Annotated in this window: 17 protein-coding genes; 11 read left to right on the forward strand and 6 right to left on the reverse strand. The window is 70.4% G+C overall.

Annotated elements, in window-relative coordinates:
- Window positions 1–39: 39 nt before the first annotated feature.
- Entirely contained in the window at window positions 40–5,646 is a 5,607-nt protein-coding gene (locus C3B71_RS01440) for a DEAD/DEAH box helicase (RefSeq protein WP_181574878.1), read from the forward strand.
- A 110-nt stretch (window positions 5,647–5,756) separates the two neighbouring features.
- Window positions 5,757–6,443 (forward strand): L-threonylcarbamoyladenylate synthase, encoded by a 687-nt coding sequence (locus tag C3B71_RS01445; protein WP_108965615.1) that lies wholly within the window; start codon window positions 5,757–5,759, stop codon window positions 6,441–6,443.
- A gap of 4 nt (window positions 6,444–6,447) precedes the next feature.
- On the opposite strand, the gene C3B71_RS01450 is transcribed toward C3B71_RS01445, so the two are convergent.
- The 4 genes from C3B71_RS01450 to C3B71_RS15735 all read right to left on the reverse strand — a co-directional run bounded on the left by C3B71_RS01450 (window position 6,448) and on the right by C3B71_RS15735 (window position 10,715).
- Entirely contained in the window at window positions 6,448–8,934 is a 2,487-nt protein-coding gene (locus C3B71_RS01450) for a (Fe-S)-binding protein (protein WP_108965617.1), read from the reverse strand.
- Between the two features lie 617 nt (window positions 8,935–9,551).
- On the reverse strand, window positions 9,552–9,893 hold the full coding sequence (locus tag C3B71_RS01455; RefSeq protein WP_108965620.1) for a winged helix-turn-helix domain-containing protein: 342 nt from the start codon (window positions 9,891–9,893) through the stop codon (window positions 9,552–9,554).
- Complete coding sequence (locus tag C3B71_RS01460) at window positions 9,890–10,393, reverse strand: hypothetical protein (protein ID WP_108965622.1); 504 nt, start codon at window positions 10,391–10,393, stop codon at window positions 9,890–9,892. The genes C3B71_RS01455 and C3B71_RS01460 overlap by 4 nt, the downstream gene beginning before the upstream one ends.
- Window positions 10,386–10,715, reverse strand: coding sequence for a hypothetical protein (locus C3B71_RS15735; protein WP_146750819.1), 330 nt, complete (start codon window positions 10,713–10,715; stop codon window positions 10,386–10,388). Before C3B71_RS15735 ends, C3B71_RS01460 begins: the two co-directional genes overlap by 8 nt.
- 677 nt (window positions 10,716–11,392) lie before the next feature.
- Between C3B71_RS15735 and C3B71_RS16760 the strand changes: the two genes are divergently transcribed.
- From C3B71_RS16760 to C3B71_RS15745, 5 genes are all read left to right on the forward strand, one after another.
- Window positions 11,393–12,730 (forward strand): SNF2-related protein, encoded by a 1,338-nt coding sequence (locus C3B71_RS16760; RefSeq protein ID WP_325048214.1) that lies wholly within the window; start codon window positions 11,393–11,395, stop codon window positions 12,728–12,730.
- The gene (locus C3B71_RS16765; protein ID WP_325048215.1) at window positions 12,714–12,935 is read left to right on the forward strand and encodes a phospholipase D-like domain-containing protein; all 222 of its coding nucleotides are present in this window, start codon (window positions 12,714–12,716) and stop codon (window positions 12,933–12,935) included. Before C3B71_RS16760 ends, C3B71_RS16765 begins: the two co-directional genes overlap by 17 nt.
- Window positions 12,936–12,998: 63 nt before the next feature.
- A complete protein-coding gene (locus C3B71_RS15740; RefSeq protein WP_146752414.1) occupies window positions 12,999–13,592 on the forward strand; it encodes a hypothetical protein in 594 nt (197 codons plus the stop codon).
- Between the two features lie 167 nt (window positions 13,593–13,759).
- Window positions 13,760–13,912 carry a hypothetical protein gene (locus C3B71_RS01480; protein ID WP_159097607.1) on the forward strand — a complete coding sequence of 51 codons (153 nt, stop codon included), beginning with the start codon at window positions 13,760–13,762 and terminating at the stop codon, window positions 13,910–13,912.
- Window positions 13,913–14,238: 326 nt separating this feature from the next.
- Complete coding sequence (locus tag C3B71_RS15745; RefSeq protein ID WP_146752415.1) at window positions 14,239–15,849, forward strand: hypothetical protein; 1,611 nt, start codon at window positions 14,239–14,241, stop codon at window positions 15,847–15,849.
- A 36-nt stretch (window positions 15,850–15,885) separates the two neighbouring features.
- Here the strand turns inward: C3B71_RS15745 and C3B71_RS01485 are convergent, their stop codons facing one another.
- Window positions 15,886–16,764: a Fic family protein gene (locus C3B71_RS01485; RefSeq protein WP_146752416.1), complete on the reverse strand. Its 879-nt coding sequence runs from the start codon at window positions 16,762–16,764 to the stop codon at window positions 15,886–15,888.
- Between the two features lie 953 nt (window positions 16,765–17,717).
- On the opposite strand from C3B71_RS01485, the gene C3B71_RS01490 reads away from it, so the two are divergent.
- A complete protein-coding gene (locus C3B71_RS01490; RefSeq protein ID WP_159097608.1) occupies window positions 17,718–18,782 on the forward strand; it encodes a helix-turn-helix domain-containing protein in 1,065 nt (354 codons plus the stop codon).
- A gap of 59 nt (window positions 18,783–18,841) precedes the next feature.
- Here C3B71_RS01490 and C3B71_RS01495 read toward each other — a convergent pair whose 3' ends face one another.
- The gene (locus tag C3B71_RS01495; RefSeq protein ID WP_108965636.1) at window positions 18,842–19,135 is read right to left on the reverse strand and encodes a DUF4235 domain-containing protein; all 294 of its coding nucleotides are present in this window, start codon (window positions 19,133–19,135) and stop codon (window positions 18,842–18,844) included.
- A gap of 484 nt (window positions 19,136–19,619) precedes the next feature.
- On the opposite strand from C3B71_RS01495, the gene C3B71_RS01500 reads away from it, so the two are divergent.
- Genes C3B71_RS01500 through C3B71_RS01510 form a run of 3 tightly spaced genes read left to right on the forward strand, consistent with a single transcriptional unit; the run spans window position 19,620 to window position 23,687 of the window.
- Entirely contained in the window at window positions 19,620–20,762 is a 1,143-nt protein-coding gene (locus C3B71_RS01500; protein WP_309300316.1) for a thiamine ABC transporter substrate-binding protein, read from the forward strand.
- Window positions 20,763–20,784: 22 nt separating this feature from the next.
- Window positions 20,785–22,551 (forward strand): ABC transporter permease, encoded by a 1,767-nt coding sequence (locus C3B71_RS01505; protein WP_108965638.1) that lies wholly within the window; start codon window positions 20,785–20,787, stop codon window positions 22,549–22,551.
- Window positions 22,548–23,687, forward strand: coding sequence for an ABC transporter ATP-binding protein (locus C3B71_RS01510; RefSeq protein WP_108965640.1), 1,140 nt, complete (start codon window positions 22,548–22,550; stop codon window positions 23,685–23,687). The genes C3B71_RS01505 and C3B71_RS01510 overlap by 4 nt, the downstream gene beginning before the upstream one ends.
- Window positions 23,688–23,876: the final 189 nt, after the last annotated feature.

Here is a 23,876-nt window from a genome sequence, read left to right on the forward strand (position 1 = left end):
GACCGATTAATGTCGGCGGCCGCGCCTATCCTGGCCCCGATGCCGCCCACACTGCCCGCTGCCTTCGCTGCCGCCACGCGCGCCTGGTTCGACGCCGCCTTCCCCACCGGGCCGACGCCGGTGCAGCGGCGCGCCTGGGAGGCGATCGGCCGCGGCGAGAACGCCCTGGTCATCGCCCCCACCGGCTCGGGCAAGACCCTGGCGGCCTTCCTGTCCGCCATCGACCGCCTCGCCCGCCCCGTGGCGCAGATGGCCCGGGGTGATGAACCCACCCCGGCTGGTGCCGCCTCAGCCGGTGCCATCCCGGCCGATCGCCGCCGCACTCGGCAGTCGCGCGGGCGCGGGGTGCGGGTCCTGTACATCTCCCCGCTCAAGGCCCTCGGCGCCGATGTGGAACGCAACCTGCGCCGTCCCCTGGCCGGCATCACCGCGGCCGCCGCGGAACTGGGCGTGCCCGCGGCACCGATCGCCGTCGGCATGCGCACGGGAGACACCACCCCGGCCGAGCGGCGCCGCCTGCGCACCAGCCCGCCGGACATCCTCATCACCACCCCGGAGTCGCTGTACCTGATGCTCACCAGCGCGGTGCGCGAGACGCTGCGCACCGTGGACACCGTGATCGTCGACGAGATCCACTCCTTCGTCGGCCAGAAGCGCGGCACCCACCTGGCTCTGTCGCTGGAGCGGCTGGACGACCTGTTGCCCCGCCCCGCTCAACGCATCGGCCTGTCCGCGACGGTCCGCCCACCCGAGGAGATCGCCCGCTTCCTGGGCGGCCCCCACCCGGTCGGCATCATCGCCGACGACGACGCCCACGCCACTCCCGATGTGACCGTCGCCGTGCCCGTGACGGACATGGCCCGCGTCCCGGCCACGCTCGACCGCCACGAGCGCGCCCTGCGGGGTGCGCCCGGCCGTGGGGGCCCTGGCGGTGGGACGGGAATCGGCCGTGGCCCAGGCGGAGGGGTGCGGGCAGGCGGCACTCGCCCGGACGGCCCGACCGGTGCCGCTGGCGGCAGAGGCAGTCGGCAGGCCTGGCGCAGCGATCGGGCCCTGCGTGCCGCCATGGCCGGCGAGATCGCCGGCACCGGAGGATCCGCCGGCGCGGGCGCGCCGGCCCGCATGACGGCCTCCATCTGGCCGCATATCGAGCACGCCCTGCTGCAGCAGGTCCTCACCCACCGCACCACGCTGATCTTCGTCAACTCCCGGGGCGTGTGCGAGCGCCTGACCGCGCACCTGAACGAGGCCTACGCCGCCCATCTGGCCGAACGAGGCGCCGCGTCCGCCCCGGCGGCCGCTCGGGCCGGAGACCGGGCCGCCGCGGCGGGCCCGCAGGCCGCCGAAGACCCGGCCGCCATGGAGGACGCTGCTGCGGAAGGCACCGCCACCGCATACCGGGCCACCGCCGAGGACCCGGTCGACCCGCCACCCAGCATCCCCGAGCCCGTCCGCCACCACGAGTCCTGGGAGATGGGCGCCTCCCAGCACACCCAGCCCCTGCCGGCCGACGCCCCGGTGATCGCCAAGGCCCACCACGGCTCGGTATCCAAGGAGCAGCGCCGCCTGGTCGAGGAGGAGCTCAAGTCCGGCGAACTGCGCTGCGTGGTGGCCACCGCCTCCCTGGAACTCGGCATCGACATGGGCTCCATCGACCTGGTCCTCCAGGTGGCGCCCCCACCGTCGGTCGCCGCCGGATTGCAGCGCGTCGGCCGGGCCGAGCACCGCGTCGGCGGGCGGCCCCGCGGGGTCATCTACCCGATCGAACGCACCCAGCTCGTGGACGCGGCCGTCGTGGCCGAGGGCATGCGCAACGGCAGCATTGAACACACCGCGCTGGTGTCCAACGCGCTGGACGTGCTCGCCCAGCAGACGGTGGCCGCCGTCGCCGTCGAGGACCGCACCGCCGACGACTGGTACGCCACCATCACCCGCGCCGCCCCGTACCGGGACCTGCCGCGCACCGCCTTCGACTCCGTGCTGGAACTGCTCGCCGGCGGCTACGCCTCCGCCGACTTGAGCGACTTCTCCCCACGGATCATCTGGGACCGGTCCACCGGCGCACTCACCGCCCGCCCCAATGCCCAGCGCCTGGCCGTCGCCGCCTCCGGCACCATCCCCGACCGCGGCATGTTCCCGGTGATGCTGCCCGAGGGCGACGCCGCCACCGGCCGCCGCCGCGTGGGGGAGCTGGATGAGGAGATGGTCAACGAGTCCAGCGTCGGGGACGTGATCACCCTGGGTACCGCCTCCTGGCGCATCCGCGAGATCGGGGCGGACCGCGTCGTCGTCGACCCCGCCCCCGGCCGCAGCGCCCGGCTGCCCTTCTGGCGCGGCGAGGGCGCTGGCCGCCCGGCCGCCACCGGTGCCGCGAAGGGCGCCTTCCTGCGCCAGGCGGCCGCGGCCCTGGGCGACGGCGGCTTCGGGGACCCGCCCCAGCCGGAACTGACCGACCGCCTGCGCCGCGCCGGCATGGACGCCGGCGCGCAGGCCAACCTGGTGGCGCTGCTGCGCGAGCAGCGGGCGGCGACCGGCGTCGTCCCCTCCGATACCGACCTGGTGCTGGAGCGGTGCCGGGACGAGGCCGACAACTGGCGACTGATCCTGCACAGCCCACTCGGCCGCCGCGTGCACGAGCCCTGGGCCATGGCGATCAAGGAGCGGACCCGCCGCATGCTGGGGATCGACCCGCAGATCGTCACCGCCGCCGACGGCATATTGCTGCAGACCCCGCCCACCGAGCAGCCGCCGGGCGCGGAGCTGTTCATCTTCGATCCGGCGCAGATCGAGCAGCTGGTGCGCACCCGGGTGGACCAGACCGCCGTGTTCGCCGCCCGCTTCCGCGAGTGCGCCGCCCGCGCCCTGCTCATTCCCTCCGCGCGCCCCGGCCGCCGCACCCCGCTGTGGCTGCAGCGGCTGAAGGCCGGTCAACTCCAGGAGGCCTCCCGGCAGTTCGCGCGCTTCCCTGTGCTGGTGGAAGCGGCCCGCGAGTGTCTGCAGGACGTGTGGGACCTGCCCGCCCTGCGCGCCCTCATGGAGCGGCTCGCCGCCGGGGACGCGCGTGTGGTCGAGGCGGTAACGCAGGTGCCCTCGCCCTTCGCCGGGCCGCTGCTGTTCGGCTACACCGGCACCTTCCTGTACCAGTACGACCTCCCGCACGCCGAGCGCCGCGCCCAGCTGCTGTCCCTGGATCCCGACGCCGTGGCCGAGCTCGTGGGCGACGGCGGCATCGCCGACCTGCTGGACGCGGACGTCATGGCGCAGGTCGAGTCCGAACTGCAGCGGCTGGAGCCCGGGCGGCGGGTGCGCGCCGACGCCGAGGGACTGGCCGACCTGCTGCGCGAGCTCGGGCCGCTGTCGGCGGGGGAGTTGGTCGCCCGCTGCCGGGGCGACGACGGCGAATCGGCGGTGCGCGGGCAGGCTGAGACTGCTGCCGCGGGCGAGGATGCGGACGCCGGCGGCGTCGATGCCGCTGGTGGCGCCGCGGGAGGGGACGAGACCGCCGCTGATGTTGGGGGCGGGGCCCCTAAGGGAGTGCGCGTGGGGCTCACGGCGCTGGAACGGGCGCGGCGCGCCTTCCCCGTGCGCGTGGGCGGACGCGACTGCTGGGCGCGCACGGAGGACGCGGCCGCCCTGCGCGACGCCCTCGGGGTCCAGGTGCCCGACTGGGCGGTGCGGCCCGCTGTGACAACGTCGACCGCACCGGTTGAGCCGGCTGCCGGGCAGGCGGAATCGGGTGTTGAACCGCCCGCCGTCGGCGTCGCGGGGATTTTGGGTGCTCCCGCGGTCGCTGCGGAGGCTTCGGCACCCCGTGGGGCGCTGGCCGACCTGGTGCTGCGCCACGCCCGCACCCATGCTGAGGTGACCGCCGAGGCGGTGGCCGGGGCCTTCGGCCTGGGCGTTTCCGTGGCCGCGGACGCGTTGAAGGCGCTGGCCGATGAGGGCGCGCTCATGCGTCTGAGCGGCGGCGCGCAGGTCCGTTGGATGGCACCCGAGGTGTTCACCCGGGTGCGCAACCGCTCCCTGGCGAAGGCGCGGGCCGCCGTCGAGCCGGTGCCGCCCGCGGCCCTGCAGCGGCTCGTGCTGGAGCGCGCCGGTATCACTGCGCGTGCGGAGGAGGCGGGTGCCGCGTCAGCGGCGGCGGGTTCGCCGGGAGCGCAGGGTTCGCCCGGAGCGCCCGGTACCACCGGCGGCAGTGGCGCATTCGGCGTCGCGCCCGGGCTCGGCGTAGAGGCGCTCGCGGAGGCGATTGCCGCCCTGGAGGGCGTATGGCTGCCCGCCGGGCTCTGGGAATCCGTGGTTTTCCCGGCGCGCGTGGCCGACTACCGCCCCGCCATGCTCGACGACCTCATCGGCTCCGGAGACGTGATCTGGGTGTGCCGGACGCAGGACGGGGTCACGCCGGGCGAGATCGCCTTCTTCCCATCCGACTCCCCGCTGGTACCCGTCGCCGGAGCGCCCATCGGCACAGGCGAGTACGACGCGGAGGAACAGTGGGCGCTGGTGGGCTCCGGGCAGCTGACCGCCGACTCCTTCGCACCGGTGAGGGCACTCCTCCAGCCGCGGCCACCGGCCGCGCCGCCGCGGCGTGTGCGCAGTCGCCGCACCCGCCGCTACGGCGGCTACCGCACGGGTTATCTCACCGAACGCACCCGCCCGGCCGGATCTGCCGGGGCGGCGCAGTCGACGCCGTCCACGTCGGGGCCGCTGCCGCCCCCGGACGCTCTACGACCCTCATCGGCCTCGACAGCCGGTGGGCTCTCCGCCGCCGGCGGCAGCCCGACGGCGGCCCACAACCCGGCGCTCGCCGCCGCGCTCGCGACCGCCTCCTGGCGTCGGCTCGCCCCGCCGCAGGTCACGGCCGAGGAGCAGGCCGTGGCCGACGTCGAATCCCTGCTCGACCGCTACGGCATCGTCAGCCGAGACGTGGCGCTCGCCGCCGGTATCCCGGGCGGCATCACCCCGCTGCTGCCGGTGCTGCGACGCATGGAGGACACCGGCGTCGTGCTGCGCGGCGCCTTCGTCACCGGGCTCGGGCCGAGTCAGTTCGCCGGCCGGGAGACCGTCGACCGGTTGCGTGCCCTGGCGGGGCGTGACGGCGGACTCGACGGCGCGGCCGCGGGCACGCCAACCGCCGCACAGTTCACGCCGTCGGACGAGCCTGCGGCCGGGCGGGCGCCGGAGCAGTCTTCCGCCTCCCGCCCCGAATCGGTGGCGGTGCTGGATCTGAAGGACCCCGCCTGCCTCATGGGCGGCGTCGTCCCCTGGCCCGAGCCGGCGCTGCCGCCCGACTTGGCCGCGCGGGCCGCGGATGTCGCAGATGAGGAGTTGCCGCGCCCGGCGGCGCGGCAGGGCGCGCGCGTCGTTCTGATAGGCGGGCGGCCGGTGCTGCATGCCGCCGAGCGGCTGCGCGCCCTCACCTGCTACACCACGATCCGGGAGGAACTGGAACGGGCGCTGGCCGCCGTCGTCGCCGCCGAGACCCGCGCCGCGCTGCGGGAGACCCCGCGCACCGGCAAGCGCGTGATGGAGGCCCTCAACGGCGTCTCCGCAGTGGACCCGGTGGTCGGCGACCTGCTGGAGACGGCCGGACTGGTGCGCGACCCGCGCGGCATGCGTCTGCACATCGACCCCTACCGGAGCTGAGCCGTGCCCGACCCGCACCCGTTGACCGGGACCCTGTTCGACTCGCCCGTCCCGGGCGGGGGAGAATGACTCGATGCGACTCCCTGATCCTCGTTTGGAGGCGGCGACCGATGACTGAGACGAGTGCCGACGCCCTCCACCATCCGAAGGTGGTTGCCGCTACGGAGGAGAACCTTCGACGCGCGGCCCGGGTGGTGTTGGCCGGGGGCGTTATCGTGGCACCCTCGGACACGAATCTGGCGCTGACACTTGACGCCTGGAACGAGGCGGCCATCGAGCGGGCCTTCGCCATCAAGCGCCGCCCGGCGACCTCCCCACTGACCCTGTTCCTGCGGCACTCCTGGGACTGGGAACGCTACACGCGGGTACCCGCGGCGGACAGGGCCACGGTTCAGGCACTGGCGGCGGCGTTCTGGCCCGGCCCTTTCAACCTGGTCCTGCCGCGCAGCGACGCGGTGCCCGACTTCCTGGTGCGCGGAGGCAGCACGGTTGCGCTCGGGGTGTTGTCCAACCCGACCCTGCAACGACTATTGGATTTCATCGGTCGACCGGTGGCGATGACCTCGGCGAACCTGTCCGGGAGGGCCGACGGCATCCTGGTGGACCTGAAACTCGCGAGCGAGCAGATCGGCGACGCGGTGGACCTGATCCTCGAGGGCGGGCATCAGGGCACCACGGCATCGTCGACGATCGTCAAGGTTCAGGACGGCCGGGCGACGATCCTGCGGCAGGGAGACGTGCGCCCGGGCGCCATTCGTGCCGCCTTGACCGGGGTAAGCGTCGCGACCGACTTCTAGGCGCTCAGGCCGGCGTCGGCTGCTGGCCGCGGCGGACGGACTCCAGCATCAGGGTGGCCACGTCCGTGACGCGCACGTCGGCGCCCTCGGAGGCGACGCCGTCGGAGAGCATGGTGGTGCAGAACGGGCAGGCCGTCGCAATCACCTGCGCGCCGGTGCCGATCGCCTCGCGCGAGCGCTCCACCGCGATGCGGGTGCCGATCGACTCCTCCATGAAGGCCCGCGCCCCACCGCCGCCGCAGCAGAATCCACGCTCGTGGCTGCGCGGCATCTCCACGGTGGTGGCGCCGGTCGCCTCCAGCAACTCGCGCGGCGGGGAATAGATGCGGTTGTGACGGCCCAGGTAGCAGGCGTCGTGGTAGGTGACGGTCGGGGCTGCGGGCGACGTGGATGACGGCGTCGTCGCGGACGACTCCGGAGCGGGCGCCGCAGCGTCGTCGGGACGGGCGGCCTGCGGCGGGGCGGGACGCAACCGGCCCTCGCGCACCAGGCGGCCCAGCAGCTGCGTGTAGTGCAGTACCTCGTAGTGCCCGCCCACCTGCGGGTACTCGCGGGCCAGCGTGTTGAAGCAGTGGGCGCAGGTGACCACGATCTTCTGCGCGCCGGCCTCGTTGAGCGTCTCGACGTTCTGCGCCCCCAGCGTCTGGAACAGGATCTCATTGCCGGCGCGGCGGGCCGGGTCGCCGGTGCAGGCCTCGGCGTCGCCCAGGACGGCGAAGGACACTCCGGCGGTGTGCAGCAGCTCGGCGACCGCACGCGTCGTTTTCTTCGCCCGGTCCTCGTAGGCGCCCGCGCAGCCCACCCAGAACAGGTAGTCGACCTCGGAGGCGTCCTCCACGTCCACGCCGACGACCGGCACGTCGAAGTCCAGGCCCTTGGTCCAGTCCATGCGCTTGCTCGCCGCCAGGCCCCAGGGGTTGCCCTTGGACTCCAGCTTGCGGAACATCTGCCCCAACTCCTTGGGGAAGGCCGAGGCCATGAGCACCTGTTGACGGCGCACGTCGATCACGTGATCCAGGTGCTCGATGTCCACCGGGCACTGATCCACGCACGCCCCGCAGGTGGTGCACGACCACAGCACGTCCGCGGGGATCACCTCGCCGGCCAGCGGCGCCGGACGCGTGGCCACACCCGTGTCGCTCGGGGCGGCCTTGGCGGCCAGCAGGGCGCCCAGCACGTCGCCGGTGTGGGCGCTGCCCGGAGCCAGGCCCAGATCGTCGTCGTCCTCCAGGCCGTCGGTCATGCCCGCCAGCCGCCCGAGCGGGCCGCGGGCACTGCGGCGCTCGGCGAGCATCTCCTCGGTGACCTCGTCGGGCTCGACGCCGAGTGCGCTCGCCGCCCGCAGGTAAGGGGCGACGGCGGCGTGGTGGTCGCGCAGGGCCAGGGTGAACAGCTTCGGGGACAGGGGCTTGCCGGTGTTCCACGCCGGGCACAGGTCCTGGCAGCGGCCGCACTCGGTGCAGGTGGAGAAGTCCAGCAGGCCCTTCCAGGTGAAGTCCTCAATGCGCTCCACGCCGAGCTTGACCTCGGTGCCCGCCTCCTCGGCAGCCTCCATGGCGGCGTCGAGGTCGTCCAGGGTGTCGGCGGTCAGCGGCCGGCCGTCGGGTAGCAGCAGCGGTTGGGCGGGGCCGAGCGCCTTGGTGCCGTCGGTGTTGCGGCGTGCGTAGAGGTTCACGAAGGCCAGGAAGCGGTGCCAGGCCACGCCCATGGACGGCTGCAGGCCGACCACCACGAACCACCACATGGAGATGACGATCTTGACGGTTGCCACCACCGTGATCGCGGCCGCCAGGGCGTCTGCGCTCAGTGGTGCCAGCAGTGGGCCGGTCCAGGCGGTCAGTGGGAAGTGCGTCCAGTGGGCGAGGGCGGCGTCGGCCGGGTCGGGGGAGAGCACAAGCTGGGCGTGCTCCAGCATCCGCAGGGATAGTACGCAGACCACCACGCCGGCCACGATCGCCTCCACGAAGTGCGCCTGCCCCCGGCTGGAGCCGGCGAAGCGGGAGGTGCGGGTGCGGGTGCCGCCGGCGGAGTCGGTGTTGAAGGGGGGCGCGGCGGCCCGGCGGCGGGTCAGGCGGCGGCGCACCGTGATCAGGTGGACGATGCCCGCCAGGCTCAGCCAGGCGATGAGCTCAACCACCCACGCCCACCAGGCCTGGTGGCCCAGCCACGGCAACTCCCAGTGCGGGCCGGCCAGTACCTGGCCGTAGCCGGTGACCAGGGTCAGGAACAGCAGGGGGAAGCTGACCATCACCAGCCAGTGCGCGGCCCGGATCCAGGGGCGGCCCTTGAAGGCGGTGTGGCCGACGACCTCACCGAGCATGCGCACCAGGCGGCGGCCGATGGGGCGCAGGCGCTCGCGGGGGACGGGGCGGCCCACGCCCATGCGGTTGGCGATGGTGCAACAGGCGCGGCCGAACACGAAGACGCCGACCACCGTCGTGACTGCGACGATGACGGTGCACACGACGCGGATGCCCATCAGCCAATTCATGGCGTCAGCCTACGCAAGCGGACGGGTGCGGGTGCGCAGGCGTCACGAAGGGCCGGCTGGGATGCGGGTGGGAAGGGATGTCGGGGTGTGGGGGAGGTGGCTGGGGCGGGGGTGTTGAGTGTTGGGGTGGGGCGTCGGATTGTCGGTGGCTGGGTGTGGTTGTCGGTGGCTGGTGGGGTCGGGGGTGTCATTGGATGCACCACTTTCAGCTCTGTGACCGCTGCCTGCGTGAGCTGCGTCCGTGGATTTCCGCAGTTTTAGCGTGATCCTGGCGGTGGTGCGGTCTGAAAGTGGTGCATTTTGTGACAGGTGCGGGGTGTGTATCGGGTGGAGGCGGCGGTGCGCGGTTGGGTGGCGGTGTGTGGCTGTGCTGTTGAGTCTTCCAGTTGGACCGCTGTTCCCCGGTTGGACCGCCGTAGCCGCCGGTTACAGCGGTCCAACGGGGGGTGGGCGGTCCACCGGGGGGGTGGGCGGCGCAAGACCCACCCACACCGCCAGCACCGCCCCACCAGCACGAACGACTTACACAACATGACCTAGCCGAGGAAGTACAGCTAGCAGTCCGATGCGGTGCCGGGGCAAGCGGCCGGGGCCGGGCATGGGTGGCGGGGCACGGGTTATGGCCCGGCGATCGCCTGGAGCGCCGTGAGGTGGGCCTGCCAGCGTGTGCGGCCCTCCTGGGTCAGGGACATCCAGGTGCGGGGCCGCTTGCCCACGTACCCCTTACGGATGGCGACGATTCCCAGTTCCTCCAGCTGGGAGGCCTGACGGCTGAGTACCGAGTCGCTGAGTTGGAGGGTGTCGCGCAGCGTGGGGAAGTCGACCTGCTCCACATTGGCCAGGGCGGCTACCAGGGAGAAGCGCACGGGGTGCATGAGCGCGTCGACAAGCTGGTGACGTGGGTGCCGGGGGGTATCCCCGGCGGCGGGGGCTGTGGAGTCTGTGGCCGAGCCGGTCATCGGACCTCCCGCACTGCACCCCACACGGTCACGGCGATTTGTGCCAGGACCGCGAGTATGGTGAACCACAGCTCGCCCTTCCAAATGACGGTGCTGCCGAAGAGTGTCACTGCCCAGACGGCGACCCAGGAGCGTGTGGAGACGGCCCACCGGCGGGTGAAACCTAGGCTGGTGGCGCGCGCGGTCATGATCATGGCGGCGATGAGGATGGCCAGCCAGATCAGGAAGACGGTCAGGGGGAGCAGGAACAGCCGCTCGTCGGTGAGGCTGATCAGGTAGATGGCGACGGTCAGCATGGAGCAGAGCGAGCCGAGGCCGACGAGGAAGAACGCGTAGGGGGTTCCGGCTCCTGAGACTGCAGCGGCGCCCAGGTGATCGGCCTGGCGCAGTAGGTCGCGCGCCTGCTGGGGGTTCACGCTCAGGAATTCTGAGGGGCGAGAGTCCGAGGACTCCAGGCCCGTCTGCTGAGGGTCGGTGGACCGGAGGTCATTGTCAGGCACGGGAGTGCTCCTTCGTGGTGGAGGCGGGTGTTGCTGCTCGGGCGGTGACCCAGGGGGCCGTCGCACAGGAGATCGTGGCGAGGAGTCCTATGACGCCGGTGCTGACCATGTCCTCAGAGCCGCGGACGACGCCTGCGGCAAGGATGGCCAGCAGCGCGAGGATGACAGTGGCCAGGCCTGCCAGTGCAGCAGGATGGTGGCGGGTGGTGTGAGATGGGCGAGAAGGCGGTGTCAACGGGATGTGGGCACCGCCTGTGCTGCTGGGGGTGTCCGGGTCGCTGCTCGCGGTGCGGTCAGGTGTGAGGTTCGGTCTGGAGTGCATGCCGCAACAGTAGCAAGTACTTTCCGGATCGGCAAGTAGTTACCGCATCGATGAATTATTGTATTTACGTAAAACTCTTGAGAGTGCCGAGAGTCTCCTCCGTGTGTGCTGGGAGGGCGGAACTGAGCCCAAGAGGCAGGCGCCTCAAGGCCGAAGGGGCAAGGTGACGGCCTGGCGGGTGAGGCGAGTTCCGCTTTGATGCACTCGTAGTGGATCTCGGAACGGGCTCGGCTTCGTTGGATGGTGCTCGTATGCGCGCAGGTGGTGGCAGCCACGGCTACAGTGTGCTCGTCTCGCGCCCGGCCACAGGCAACGGGCGCTCCCGCACGAACAGGCACCGATGACTACGCACACTTCACCCCGGCCCACGGGCGCGACTGCAAGCTACAGCCTGGATTCCAGCACTGACGCTGCACCGGCCCTGCCCGAACCCGGGCAGGGGGTGCAGGTGCGGGGCGCCACCTGGGCCGTCACCGACGTGCGCGAGCAGGGCCTGCCCCACAGCCCCGCCGACGATTCACGCACCGGCCTGGAGCACCTGGTCTCACTGCAATCGCTGGCCGAGGATCGTATGGGTGAGGAGCTGACCGTAATCTGGGAGCTGGAGGTCGGCAACTCGTCCGGACCGCGGCCTGCCGGAGACGATCTCCGCCGACTCCTTCGACGACCCGGACACTTTGGGCGCCTTCGTCGACGCCGTGCGCTGGGGCGCGGTCACCTCCGCCGATGCCAAGGCCTACCAGGCGCCCTTCCGCTCGGGCGCCACCCTGGAGCCCTACCAGCTCGAGCCTCTGCGCCGCGCCCTGGAGGCCGCGCGCACCAACCTCCTGCTCGCCGACGACGTGGGCCTGGGCAAGACCATTGAGGCCGGCCTGGCCATCGAGGAACTGCTGCTGCGGCACCGGGCCCGCTCGGTCATCATTGTGTGCCCGCCGAGCCTGGCCCTGAAGTGGCGCGATGAGATGCGTGAGAAGTTCGGCCTGGAGTTCGTGATCGTCGACTCCGCCCGGATTGCCGCCGACCGCCGCACCTACGGCCTGGCCGCGAACCCGCTGCGCCTGTATCCGCGGGTGATCGTGTCCATGGCCTGGCTGCCGGGCGTGCGCGCCCAGCGGCTGCTGCGCGAGGTACTGGATGACGCTGGCCGCCCGGGCAGCGCCCGCAACTACGCCTTCGACGTGCTGGTGGTGGATGAGGCCCACCACGTGGCCCCGGCGGCGCCCTCGGCCGTTGGCGGCGGCCGCGGTTACGCGGTGGACTCCCAGCGCACTCGGGCGCTGCGCCGCCTGGCCGAGAAGTGCGAGCACCGCCTGTTCCTGTCCGCCACTCCGCACAACGGTTACACCGAGTCCTTCACCGCCCTGCTGGAGATGATCGACCCGCGCCGCTTCGCCCGCGGCGCCGAGATCGACCGCAGTGCCCTGGATGAGGTGACGGTGCGGCGCCTGAAGGCGGACGTGCCGGACCGCGACTTCAATCGCCGCAAGGTCAACTCCGTGGAGTATGCGGCCGCCGCCGATGAGGAGGAGGCCTACGCCAAGCTGGACTCGCTGCTGCGCGCCTCGGGACGCCAGCAGGGGCGGCGCAGCCTGGATATTGCCACCCTGCTGCTGAAGAAGCGCTTCTTGTCCAGCCCGTGGGCCTTCGCCCGCACGCTCGGCAACTACTTGACCGATCCGGTGGCGGCGGGACGCCGTCGTCGAGCTTGGGTCGGTCCTGAGCGGGGCCCAGGCGCGGGCCGTCGCTGCGAGCCTGGAGGCGGGCGAGACCCTGACGCAGGCGCTCGGGGCTGTGGAGGCGTCGCGGCGACGTCGAGTGCGGGAGCTGATGGGCCGGGCCGGGCTCGGCATGTTGGAGCGGGAACGGACCGTGGCGGTGCTGCGCGCCATCGAGGGCGCGCTGGCGCACCCGACCTCCGTCACCCCGGTGTGGACGGTTCCCGGAGGGCCTGGAGCTTTTGGGGTGACGGGGCACCTGACCGGGCTTATCCACGAGCTGGTGACGCGGGCCGGTGAGGACGGGAAGCGGCCGCGAAATCACGCCAAGTTCGTGGTGGTGGATCACCAGATCGTGGTGGTCACGAGCGCGAATATGTCGCGCTCCGCGGAGGAGCGGAACGTCGAGCTCGGCCTGCGCCTGGACGAGCCGCTGCTGGCACGCGCCATCGAGGACCAGATGCGCGCCCTGGAGCCGCACGTCTATGAACGGGTGGCCGGTTAACGCAGGCTTCGTGATCGCGACTCAGACACGGTTAGTGTCTGAGGGCATAGCTACAATTTGCCCATGGCGAAGGTGGCGTACGGCGATGAGAGCATCCGCAGAAGAGGCGTGCGGAAGCCAACATATCTCTTGGGTGCTTATATTCGTGATGATGCCGCCCCTGATCTTGCCTCCGAGCTGATGGCTCTCGTGGGGGGAAGGAAACTGCACTGGCGAGATTCCATTCCTCGAGTTCAGGAGGAGGCGTGCCGCATAATCAGTTCCCACGGCGGAGGCCACTTGATTGTCGCGGCGCGTCCCCTTGCTGAGGGTGTGCGTGAAGAGTCGGCGCGTCAACAGGCGCTTATGACGCTGATGACCATTTTGTCGGGAGGCTACGGCGTAGACGAACTAGTCCTGGAGCGTCGGCAGCAGAAGCAAGATGACAAAGACCGAGCGGTTTTCGCTGTTGCCCGTAAGAGCGGGATGGTTAGCGCTGACTTCAAACTTCGGCACGAGTATGGGACCCAACAACCCATGCTGTGGGTGCCGGATCAGGTTCTGGGAGCTTACGGCGATGCCTGCATGGGTAAAACTACGGCATGGGCGCTGCTCGAACCGCACGTGCGAATCGAGACGATTCATCCCAGGAGGTGGCGCGAACGCCGGGCCCTATGACGTCACAGGCGCACCGGCGTTAACTTCCTGTCCGCACCTTGATGCGGCGGCGACATTAGTGTGCCACCCCCCTCCTCTGAAGGTCAACCCCGCGACGGGACTCATCTCAGGTGCCGACGAAAGTGGTTCGGTGCCTCATCTGGGACTGCCCGCGAGAGTCGCGGATCGTGGTCGTCGCGAGTGCGAATGTGTCGCGTAGCGCGGAAGAGGCTAACGTCGAGCTCGGGCTGCGCCTGGACGAGCCGTTGCTCTCCTGCGCCATCGGGGACCAGACACGCACCCTGGAGCCGCACGTCAACGAGCAGGTGGCTAGCGGCTGAGCGGGCCGGCAGACGGGCGCCGCGGTCGTACCGGGGCACCATGTCCCAGAGCGAGAACCAAGGGAGTGGGGAGGCGGAGCGCCTTGCTCTGCTTGGTCCCGTGAGTAACTGGTTGGCGGTCGGTCACGAGGATGGTGGAAGGGCGAGGTGGCGGAGCGTGAGTGCCGAATGCGCGCCGGGCAGCCTCAGGCGGTCTAGCCCAGCCTCGTCCCTGCCTCAACCCGTAGGCCGGTAGTTCGTGTCGGACCCCCGTGGCACTGTGACTGTGGGCGGGAACCGCCGGCCCCGCCCAAGACCCTGACCGGCCGGCGAGAACCGAGGCGATCATGAGTGAGCGCGAAGACGTGCGTGGTGATGGTTCGCAGCCGCGGGGCACGGCGTCCCTGAATGACGGGAACGATACGAAGGAGCCCGAGCAGGAACCTGCCCCGCAGAAGAGCGAGCCAACGAATCGTGCCAAGAATGTCGTGGGTAGCGAACAGGCCAACGGCCTGCACCGCTTCCTGAGCCGATTCAAGGCTGCATTCGCGGCGGAGAAAGATGACTCCGTGGCCGTCCCTCCCGACCTCGGGCCGGACCGAAGTCTTAAGAAGGGCGAGAACGGTCGAGTCGGCTCGAGGGAGAAAAGAGACAAGCGTTACGAACGAGGCCTACTCTGGGAGCATGGTAGCAACCTCCCTATGCTCGTCGTGCCTGGCATGCTGGCTACTTGTATATGGATGCTGTGTGTGCTGATCGAGAATCATCTCGAATATTCCCCAGAGGTGTTTCTCGCGACAATAATGGACATACGGGAAGCCGGCAGGCGGTGTCTTGCTACCACTGCAAGTCCCGGAGTGGAAGGCCTCAATCAGTGCCCTTACGGGCTGGACATGTCGGTGTCTACAGGGATGACCTTGGTTTCAGGGATGTTTGCCGTCGAGTGTGGCGGCGTTGCGGTGCTCGGATTTCGAGCTCGTGCGCGAATTGGGCAGGGTGGTGACTCTGATGAGACGGTTGCTCGTCGCGTCTTTGGGTCACCCCTAGGGGCGTTATGCTTATGGTCGCTGATGTACTGTCTGTGGGTTCCAATTCTTGGTGTTCTCCTGCTGTGGACTCCAAGCCGTACGGCGGTTCTAAGTCGACCTGTACTTGTGCTGTCAGAGTCGGCTGTGCCTCTATGGTTTGTTGTGGCGGCATCGGTTGTTATTCCGATTTGGCTGTATGGCCGTGTTGTTGAGTATGTGCTAGAAGATGTTGAACGTCGGCGTCGTGCAATACGGTGGGAGTATGAGCGGGCTTACCGCTTGATTCGAGTCAAGGTTGCGTCAGACGTGGAAGCGCGTGACGTGGTGCAGGTGCGCGGCAAGGCGGCGCACGTTGGTCGCTGGATTGCTTTCGGGTTGATGCTGCTTATTGGTCCGCTGCTGGCGGGAACATTCCTGCCGTACGCGCCAGCGCGGTTTCTTGGGCTGTTTTCTGTGTTGGCTTTGCTTGACGCATTTTGTGTATATTTTGTCGCCTACGCCTGGAGCTGGGGGCGAGCTCAGGGTGTTTTTCTTGTGATAGTTTCTGGATTCGCGGGATGTTTCTGTGCAGTGGTGACGGTCATGTGTTTTATGGTGTATTGGATACTGATGTCTAGTCCGGTGACTATTCCTGCTGCACTGGCTGTATTCGTGCTGCTTGTGCTTGCCTGGTCGGTGGTGATCATGCGTGGAGTTGATGCGGCCAAACATCCAGTCACCGTGATTCGCGCGCGTCGGGCGTTGCGCCGTAGCGACGAGCTGGTGTGGCTGCGCGCGCAGGAGAAAAGACTTGTACCCATGGGGATGGGTGAGAGTGCTGTGAAGGCGCGGCTCAGAGGGCTGCGCCGTGCCGCGTCGCGCAAGCGCCCGTCAAAGCGCTTGCGCGCTGAACGCCTTGAGAGGCTGCGGCGAAATGACAAGCGGTGCTGACGACGCGTCGGAAGCACTGCTGCTGAGCGGATCATCTCATTGGCCCGCTGATGGGTCACGTCGCGGAGGAAGGAATGCGGACATGACCTCGACGCGGGGGCGCACGCCGCGGCCACGCTGTTTCTCGACCAGCCCCATCTTGACCAGCCCGTTGACGTCGCGCGTAACGGTCTTCGAAGTCTTGTTCCGATACGCCTCGGCGAGACCTCGGTCAAGGGTCGTCACATCGCCGATTGGGGTCCAACGGTCGGCGGGCAGGGCCAGTACGAGGTCTCTCATCCTGGTTCGCGCTTGGGTGTGCTGACCATGGAACCGATCGTGGACGTAGGACTGCCACATGATGGATAACTGCATCTCTTGCACTTGCGCGATCTGCTCGCGTAGACCATCCACAAGGCCCTGGGCTGCGTAGTGGACGAAGTCCTCTGCCGGGTAACCGGGGCGTACGCTGGTCTGCTCCAAGATGGAGTAATACATGTCGCGGGTCTTGTTGTAGTGATCGGACAAGAGATGGGCGGCGGGTACGGGAACTCCGGCACGTATGAGCAGTTCAAACTCCAGCAGGCGGGACATGCGTCCGTTCCCGTCGCCGAAGGGGTGAATCCAAGTCAGGTGCAGGTGGGCCAGCGTGGCCAGTATGAAGGCCATGGGCGTCCGCAGGGCGGGGTCGTCACCCAACTGGGAGAGCTCGTTGTTCAGCCATTCGCACAGACGATCGACTAGATACTCGCAGTCTTCCGGTGGCGCGCCGCGATAGCGTCCGACCAGCACATCGTGCGTACGGAACTCGCCGGGAACAACGTCCTCCTTCGCCGGCTGACCTACCATCAGACGAGCATGTTGAGCCTTCAATCGCGTGGCCGACAGCGGCGGGGCGTTGTCGGGCAGGCACCCTTGAATGATGTCATTGAACAAAGACACCAGGTTCTCGATCTCTTGGCGCTGGTACGCACGCGACGGTGGAGTGCCGACTCGCCGCTCGACGATGTCGCGTACTTCGGCTTTGGTCAGGGTGATGCCTTCCCATGAACATGGCGGCTGGGATGCGGGTGGGAAGGGGCGTCGGGGTGCGGGTGAGGTGGCTGGGGCGGTGTTGGTGCTCGGGTGAGGTGGCTGGTGGGGTCGGGGGTGTCATTGGATGCACCACTTTCAGTTCTGCGGCCGTCGGCCGTGTCGGCTGCGTCCGCGGATTTCCGCGGTTTCGGTATGTTCCTGGCAGTGGCGCGGTCTGAAAGTGGTGCATTTTGTGACAGGTGCGGGGTGCGTATCCGGTGGAGGCGGCGGCGTGCGTGCGGTGGCTCGGGGTGGCAGGCCCGTCGCCACGCTGAGGGTCGTGGCTCCGGAAGAGCGTCGTTCCTTCGGGGCGCGCCCCGATCTCAAGGTTCCCGATGAGTTCTTCTTCGCGCCTCTGGCGGAAGGCAGGGGCGCGAAGGTCAATCTGGCTCGTTGTCCACGTTACCTACGCCGACGATGACGTTCTCGGGACCAGGCTGACGGTCGGCCTGGTCCGGTATCCCACGTGACCTCGGATCACGCCGTTGTAGCTGTCTGCAACGAGTTTGCGCTGACGGGGATTCATGTGAGGAGTGCTCGCGCCGATCCACTTCGGCTCACGGGGCCGAAATGAACTCCACACCCGGTGCTCGCCGGGTAGCCGGGTGTCGGTACGCGCTTGGTGCCCGCCGCGGCTGACGGGCCCGCCGCTGGCCTCGCTCGACCGTTCCCGATACGCTGCGTGAGACTGGCGGTGCATGGTCGTCTGGGAGCACCGTGACCGCGCCGCTCGGCAGCTTGTCGGCGCGATAGCGGACCGCTGGTGTCATGAGACTCAGCAACTCAGCCAATACCGGAACCCAGGGAGCGCATCCATGAGCCCACGCCGCGAGAACGACGACCATCACGAGCCCGACGATCCCGACATTGCCGAGGCGATGCGGGAGCGCCGACAGGAACTGGGGCTGAGCGTGCCGGTGATGGCAGCACGCGCCGGCGTTTCCGAGCAGACCTGGCGCAACTACGAGGCCGGTCGCACCCAGGTGCGCGGCGACAAGCAGGCGGGCGTGTGGGAAGCCCTCGAATGGGAGCCGCCCGCCCACGTGGCCGCCCTGGACGGCCTTCGCGCCTACCTGCAAAGCGGCGCAACGCCAATGGGCATGGCTGGTGGCCCCGGCGACCTCGGCACCGCCTTCGGCATCCCTGGATACGACATCCCTGACGAAGCCTACGACGCCTTCGAAGGCCTCGAGGCCGAGGACCTGGCCGCCCAGGCCGCCGCCGAGCTCCCCATCCCCGACTGGGATGACATCCCTACGGTGTTTTCCGAGGTCTACTCCCCGCGGTTGGCCCGCATGCTCGGGGAGGACGCCGCCCGCTGCTTCGCCCTGGGGACCTTCCTGTTCGACATGTCCGTCGCCGAGGACCTCGAGGGCCTGGCATCGCTTCCCCGCGGCGCCCACCTGGGCCAGCTTGACGAGACCCACATCGGCTCCACCCTGCCGCAGTTGTGGCTGACCCGCTACGACTACGAGTTCGTCTTCCAGTTGCGCGGCACCGCCCGGGACATGACCCTGCGTTTGACCGACGCCGGCCCTGCGGACGGTGAGCCGCTGGTGCGCAACCTGGCCGACGCCCTCGTGCTCCACGACATCTTCAACCTCGGCGGCGTCATCGCCGACTCGCGCGGCGCCGACATCGACGAGGACCGTTGGGAGGGCTGGGTGGACGCCCTGTCCGGCCCCGACCAGCCCGCTCACGCGCTGATCGCCATGGGCCTGGTCCCGGCCGCCGACGCGCCCGATCACTTCGACAACTGGTTCGCGCCGCTGCCGGCCCCCTTCAGCCCCGACTGGGACAGCCCATCAGAGGGCACCGGGTCGACGACGGCGACCGACCGGGGCGACGCCACCGTCACCCCGCTGCGCCGCAGTCACTGACGGCGTCGATGGTGGAGTCGCATACCCGCAGGGGCGGCGATGGGTACCACCACCCGCCCTTAGGCCTCCAGTGCGGTCGCCCCGTTCGCGCCGGGCACGTCCCCGCTGCGGCGGGCGTGGATCTTGGCGGCCTGCCGCAGCGTCAGCTGCCGGGTCAGTGTCATGACGGCGCCGGAGATCACCGCGAATGCGACCACTTCACCCAGGCGGTAGCTGAGCACCTGGTCCTCCTCCCGCGGAGCCGGCTTGCCGGTTACGGCCTTCCACCCGGCGGCCACGGCCTTCTCGGCAACAGTGCCGGAGACCAGGAGTGACAGGGCGGAGGCAACCGTCCAACCGAGACTGTTCTTCATGGTGGTGACTCCCTGAGATCTGCTTGATGACTGGACACCTGTCGGCGACGTCGGCGCTGTCGCTGGTCGCCGACCCCGCCCTGATCCTGTCACATGCATCGGGCGGGCGGTGCGTGGACGCACCCGGACCAGTGCATTACACGGGCAGTCGGCAGCGTTTTCACAGTTGCCCGTCGGCGGCGCAACGGGACGTGGCCACCGCTGCGCCGCCCGCATGAGTGCCACGCGGGCAGACGCGCCTGGTGCCGCCCGGGCCGGTGCGGGATGTCGGGCGAGCATCGTCGTCGCGGTAGGCTGTTCCCGCAACGACAGGGGAGCGCCCGTCGTCGGCGGGCTTGCCTGCCTGCGGCCACGGCGCTGAGAGTGCGGGCAGCCGCAGACCCTCGAACCTGCCCCGGTTCGCACCGGCGAAGGAAGTCGAGAATCTCCCCGGGCGCACCGGCTGCGCCCGGGCCCTCCGGAGAGCCCATCCAGGAGGACCATCGTGAACACCAACCAGATTGACGGCGCTGCCTCGACGCGCAGCGCCCGGTCGCTCACCACCATCCGCCCCAGCCGCCGCGCCCTGCTCACCGGGGGCGCCGCCACCGCCGTCGGCCTGGCGCTCGCGGCCTGCGGCTCCGGGAACAACGGCCCGAGTACGGGAGGCACGGCGGCGGGCGGTGACACCGTCACCGTCGTCACCTACGACTCCTTCGACCTGCCCGACGAGCTCATCACCGCCTTCAAGGACGACACCGGCTACACCCTGGAGATCGCCCGCTCCGGCGACGGCGGCGAGGTCGCCAACAAGCTGATCCTCACCAAGGACGCCCCGCTCGGCGACGCCGTCTTCGGCATCAACAACACCGTGGCCTCCCGCATCCTCGCCGAGGGCGTCATCGACACCACCACCGCCCTGAACCTGCCCGACGGCGCCGCGGACTACCTCGCCCCCTACATCGTCGACGACACCCCGGCGCTCGTGCCCATCGACTTCGGGGAGGTGTGCGTCAACGTCGACACCTTCTGGCTCTCCGACCGCGGCCTGGAGATACCCACCGTCTTCGAGGACCTGACCGACCCGGTCTACAAGGACATGTTCGTCGCCATCAACCCCACCACCTCCTCCACCGGCATGGCCTTCCTGCTGGCCACCATCGGCCACTTCGGCGAGGACGGCTTCGCCCAGTACTGGAAGGACCTGGTCGCCAACGGCACCAAGATCGACGAGGGCTGGTCGGACGCCTACTACACCGACTTCACCGCCGGCGGCGGCGATGGCGCCTACCCGATCGTCGTCTCCTACTCCTCCTCGCCCGCCGCCACCCTCAACGACGACGGCATCCCCACCACCGCCGCAATGTCGCGCACCGCCACCCGCCAGGTCGAGTATGCGGGCGTACTGGCCGGGGCCGCCAACCCCGACGGCGCCGCCGCCTTCGTCGCCTGGATGCTGTCGCGCCAGGTGCAGGAGGCCATCCCCGACGCCATGTACATGTACCCGGTGGACCCCGATGCCGCCCTCGCGGACGACCTGGCCGATTTCGGTGCCACCGCTGAAGATCCGATCGTCGTCGACCCGGCGGACATCGCCGACCACCAGCAGGAGTGGCTGACCACCTGGGCGGAGGCCGTCGGCCAGTGACGGTGGGAACGGAGGGCTGCCAGTGACAACGGCGGTGGCCGGACCGAGTGCCCGGGGCCCGCGGGCGACGGCGGGGGAGCGGATCGGCTGGACGCTCGCCGTCGCCGCCCCGCTGGCCTTCCTCGGCGTGTTCTTCACCTGGCCCGTGCTGACGCTGCTGGCCCGCGGCCTGGCCCCCGACGGCACCCTCGACCTGGGCGGCTTCGGCGAGGTGCTGTCCCGGCCGCGCACCTGGCGGATCATCGGCCAGACCCTCATCCAGGCCACCGCCGCCACCGTCATCTGCGTGGCGCTCGGCATCCCGGGGGCGCTGGTGCTCTACCGGCGCCGCTTCCCCGGCCAGGGCCTGCTGCGCGGCGTGGTCACGGTGCCCTTCGTGCTGCCCAGCGTCGTCGTCGGCACCGCCTTCCACGCCCTGGTGACCACCGGCGGGCCACTCGGCGGGCTGCACCTGGACGGCACCCGCACCGCCGTGATCGCCGCCCTGGTGTTCTTCAACTACGGGTACGTGGTGCGCAACGTCGGCACCATGTGGTGCCGGCTCGACCCGCGCGCCGTGGAGGCGGCCCGCACCCTGGGCGCGTCGGCGTGGCGGGCGTGGCGCACCGTCACCCTGCCGAGCCTGCTGCCCGCCGTCGCCTCCGCCGCCGCCACCGTCTTCCTGCTGTGCGCCACCGCCTACGGGGTGGTGCTGGTGCTGGGCGGCACCGGCGCGGGCACCATCGAGACCGAGATCTATCAGCTCACCGCCCGCTACCTGGACCTGCGGGCCGCGGCCGTGCTGTCGGTGGTGCAGCTGGTGGTGATCGCCGCCGCCCTGTGGGTGGGGGAGCGGGCCCGCCGCGCCCGCCAGGCCCACCTGGCGCTGCGCACCGATGTGCCCGCGACGCCGCTGCGCGCCGCCGACGCCCCGGCCCTGGCCGTGACCGCCCTAACCATCTGTGGTCTCCTGGTGATGCCCATGGCGGTGCTGGTGATCCGCTCGCTGCGGCGCGCCGGGCACTGGACGCTCGCCAACTACGCCGACCTGTCCACCCGCGGCGGCGACAACGCCCTGCTGGTATCGGTGTGGGAGGCGGCCGGCAACTCCCTGCGGGTGGCCGTGGCCGCCACGGTGATCGCCCTGGCGGTGGGGGTGGCCGTGTGCCTGGTGCTGTCCCGCAACCCGCGCTCGCGGCTGCTCAGGCGCGGGATCGCGCTGTTCGACGCCGTGTTCATGCTGCCGCTGGGGGTGTCCGCGGTGACGGTGGGCTTCGGCTTCCTGATCACCCTCGCCCCGACCGGGTTGACCCGCAGCTGGTGGATTCTGCCGCTGGCACAGGCCGTGGTCGCCGTGCCACTGGTGGTGCGCACCCTGCTGCCCGGCATGCGGGCGATCGACCCGCGTCAGCGGGAGGTCGCGGCCACGCTCGGTGCCGGTCCGGGCCGGGTGCTGGCCGACGTGGACGGGCCGCACCTGCTGCGCGCCGGGGGGTTGGCCGCGGGATTCGCCCTGGCCACCAGTCTGGGGGAGTTCGGGGCGACGTCGTTCCTGGCCCGCCCGCAGGGACCCACCCTCCCGGTGGTCGTCTACCGGCTGGTCGGCTCCCCGGGCGCGCAGAATCAGGGCATGGGGCTGGCCGCCGGGGTGGTGCTGGCGGTCGGCGCCGCCGCCCTCATGCTCGCCTGCGAGCGTCTCCAGACCTCCGCGGCGCTCTCCCGTCCCGCCCCTCCCCACCGAGACCGCACCGGTAACACGCTGCGACCGGCACAAATGATGCCCGCACACAACCCAGGAGAATCCGCATGACCGTTGCCCCTGCGGTTCCCGCCCCCGTATCCGAACCCGCGCCCGCCGCCTCGGGTCTGTGTGTGCGCGGCCTGCGCGTCGTCTACCCGGCCACCCGCGGCGCGGCACCCCTGACCGCCGTCGACGCCGTCGACCTCGACGTGCCGCGCGGCCAGATCCTCGCTCTGCTGGGCGCCTCCGGCAGCGGGAAGTCCTCCCTGCTGCGCGCCGTCGCCGGCCTGGAGGACATCGCCGCCGGCACCGTCACCTGGGACGGCGACGACGTCGTCCCGGTGCCCGTGCACCGACGCGGCTTCGGGCTGATGTTCCAGGACGGACAGCTGTTCCCCTTCCGCGACGTCGCCGGCAACATCGCCTACGGACTGGCCGGCCTGCCGCGTCCCGAGCGGGCGCGCCGGGTGGAGGAGGTGCTCGACGTCGTCGGGTTGCCCGGATACGGGGACCGGGCGGTGACCACCCTGTCGGGCGGGCAGGCGCAACGGGTCGTGCTCGCCCGCGCCCTCGCGCCGCGCCCGCGGCTACTGCTCCTGGATGAGCCGCTGTCCGCCCTCGATCGCGCCCTGCGCGAGCAGCTCGCCACCGACCTGCGCACCATCCTGAAGGCGCAGGGCACCACCGCCCTGTATGTCACCCACGACCAGGACGAGGCCATGACCGTCGCCGACCGGGTCGGTGTCATGGCTTCCGGCCGGCTGCTGCGTCTGGACACCCCGGAGCGGCTCTGGGCCGACCCCGGCAGTGCGCGGGTCGCCCGGTTCCTCGGCTTCGCACCGCTGCTCGACGCCGACGCCGCCGCCCACCTCGGCTGGGCCGACCTCCTGGCGGGGCGGCCGGGGGAGCTTCTGGCGCTGGCGCCCGGTGCGCTAGCGGTTGCGCAGGGCGACGCCGGGAACGCGGACGACGGCGGGACTCCAGGTGGTGGGGCCGCCACCTCGGGACCGGGCGGCTACGAACTCAGCGCGCGGGCGCGGGTGGCCGCGGTACGCATGCGCGGCGGACGGCGCGTAGTGGAGGTCGAAATCGCCGGCGAGCCCGCCATGGCCGTGCTCGCCGATGGCGATGCGGAGCCGGTGCGGGCGGGGCAGGAGATAACCGTTCGCCTGGACCGGCGTCGCACCGCGGTGGTGCGGGCCTGAGCGCGAGACCTCGTCATAACCACCGATCTCGGCACGTAAGAGCCACCGACCTCGGTGAGAGGGGCGGGGTGGGGGGCAGGTGAGAGGCTGGTCTCACAATGCCGTGGCGACTCGCGTGATCGCTCTGCACGCTGCTACCGTCACGCCCCGACGCCGACACCCGGCGTCGACGGTCGAACCGGCTCCCCG

This window comes from Actinomyces sp. Z16 (genome assembly GCF_003111765.1).
In the GTDB taxonomy this organism is placed as follows: domain Bacteria; phylum Actinomycetota; class Actinomycetes; order Actinomycetales; family Actinomycetaceae; genus Actinomyces; species Actinomyces glycerinitolerans.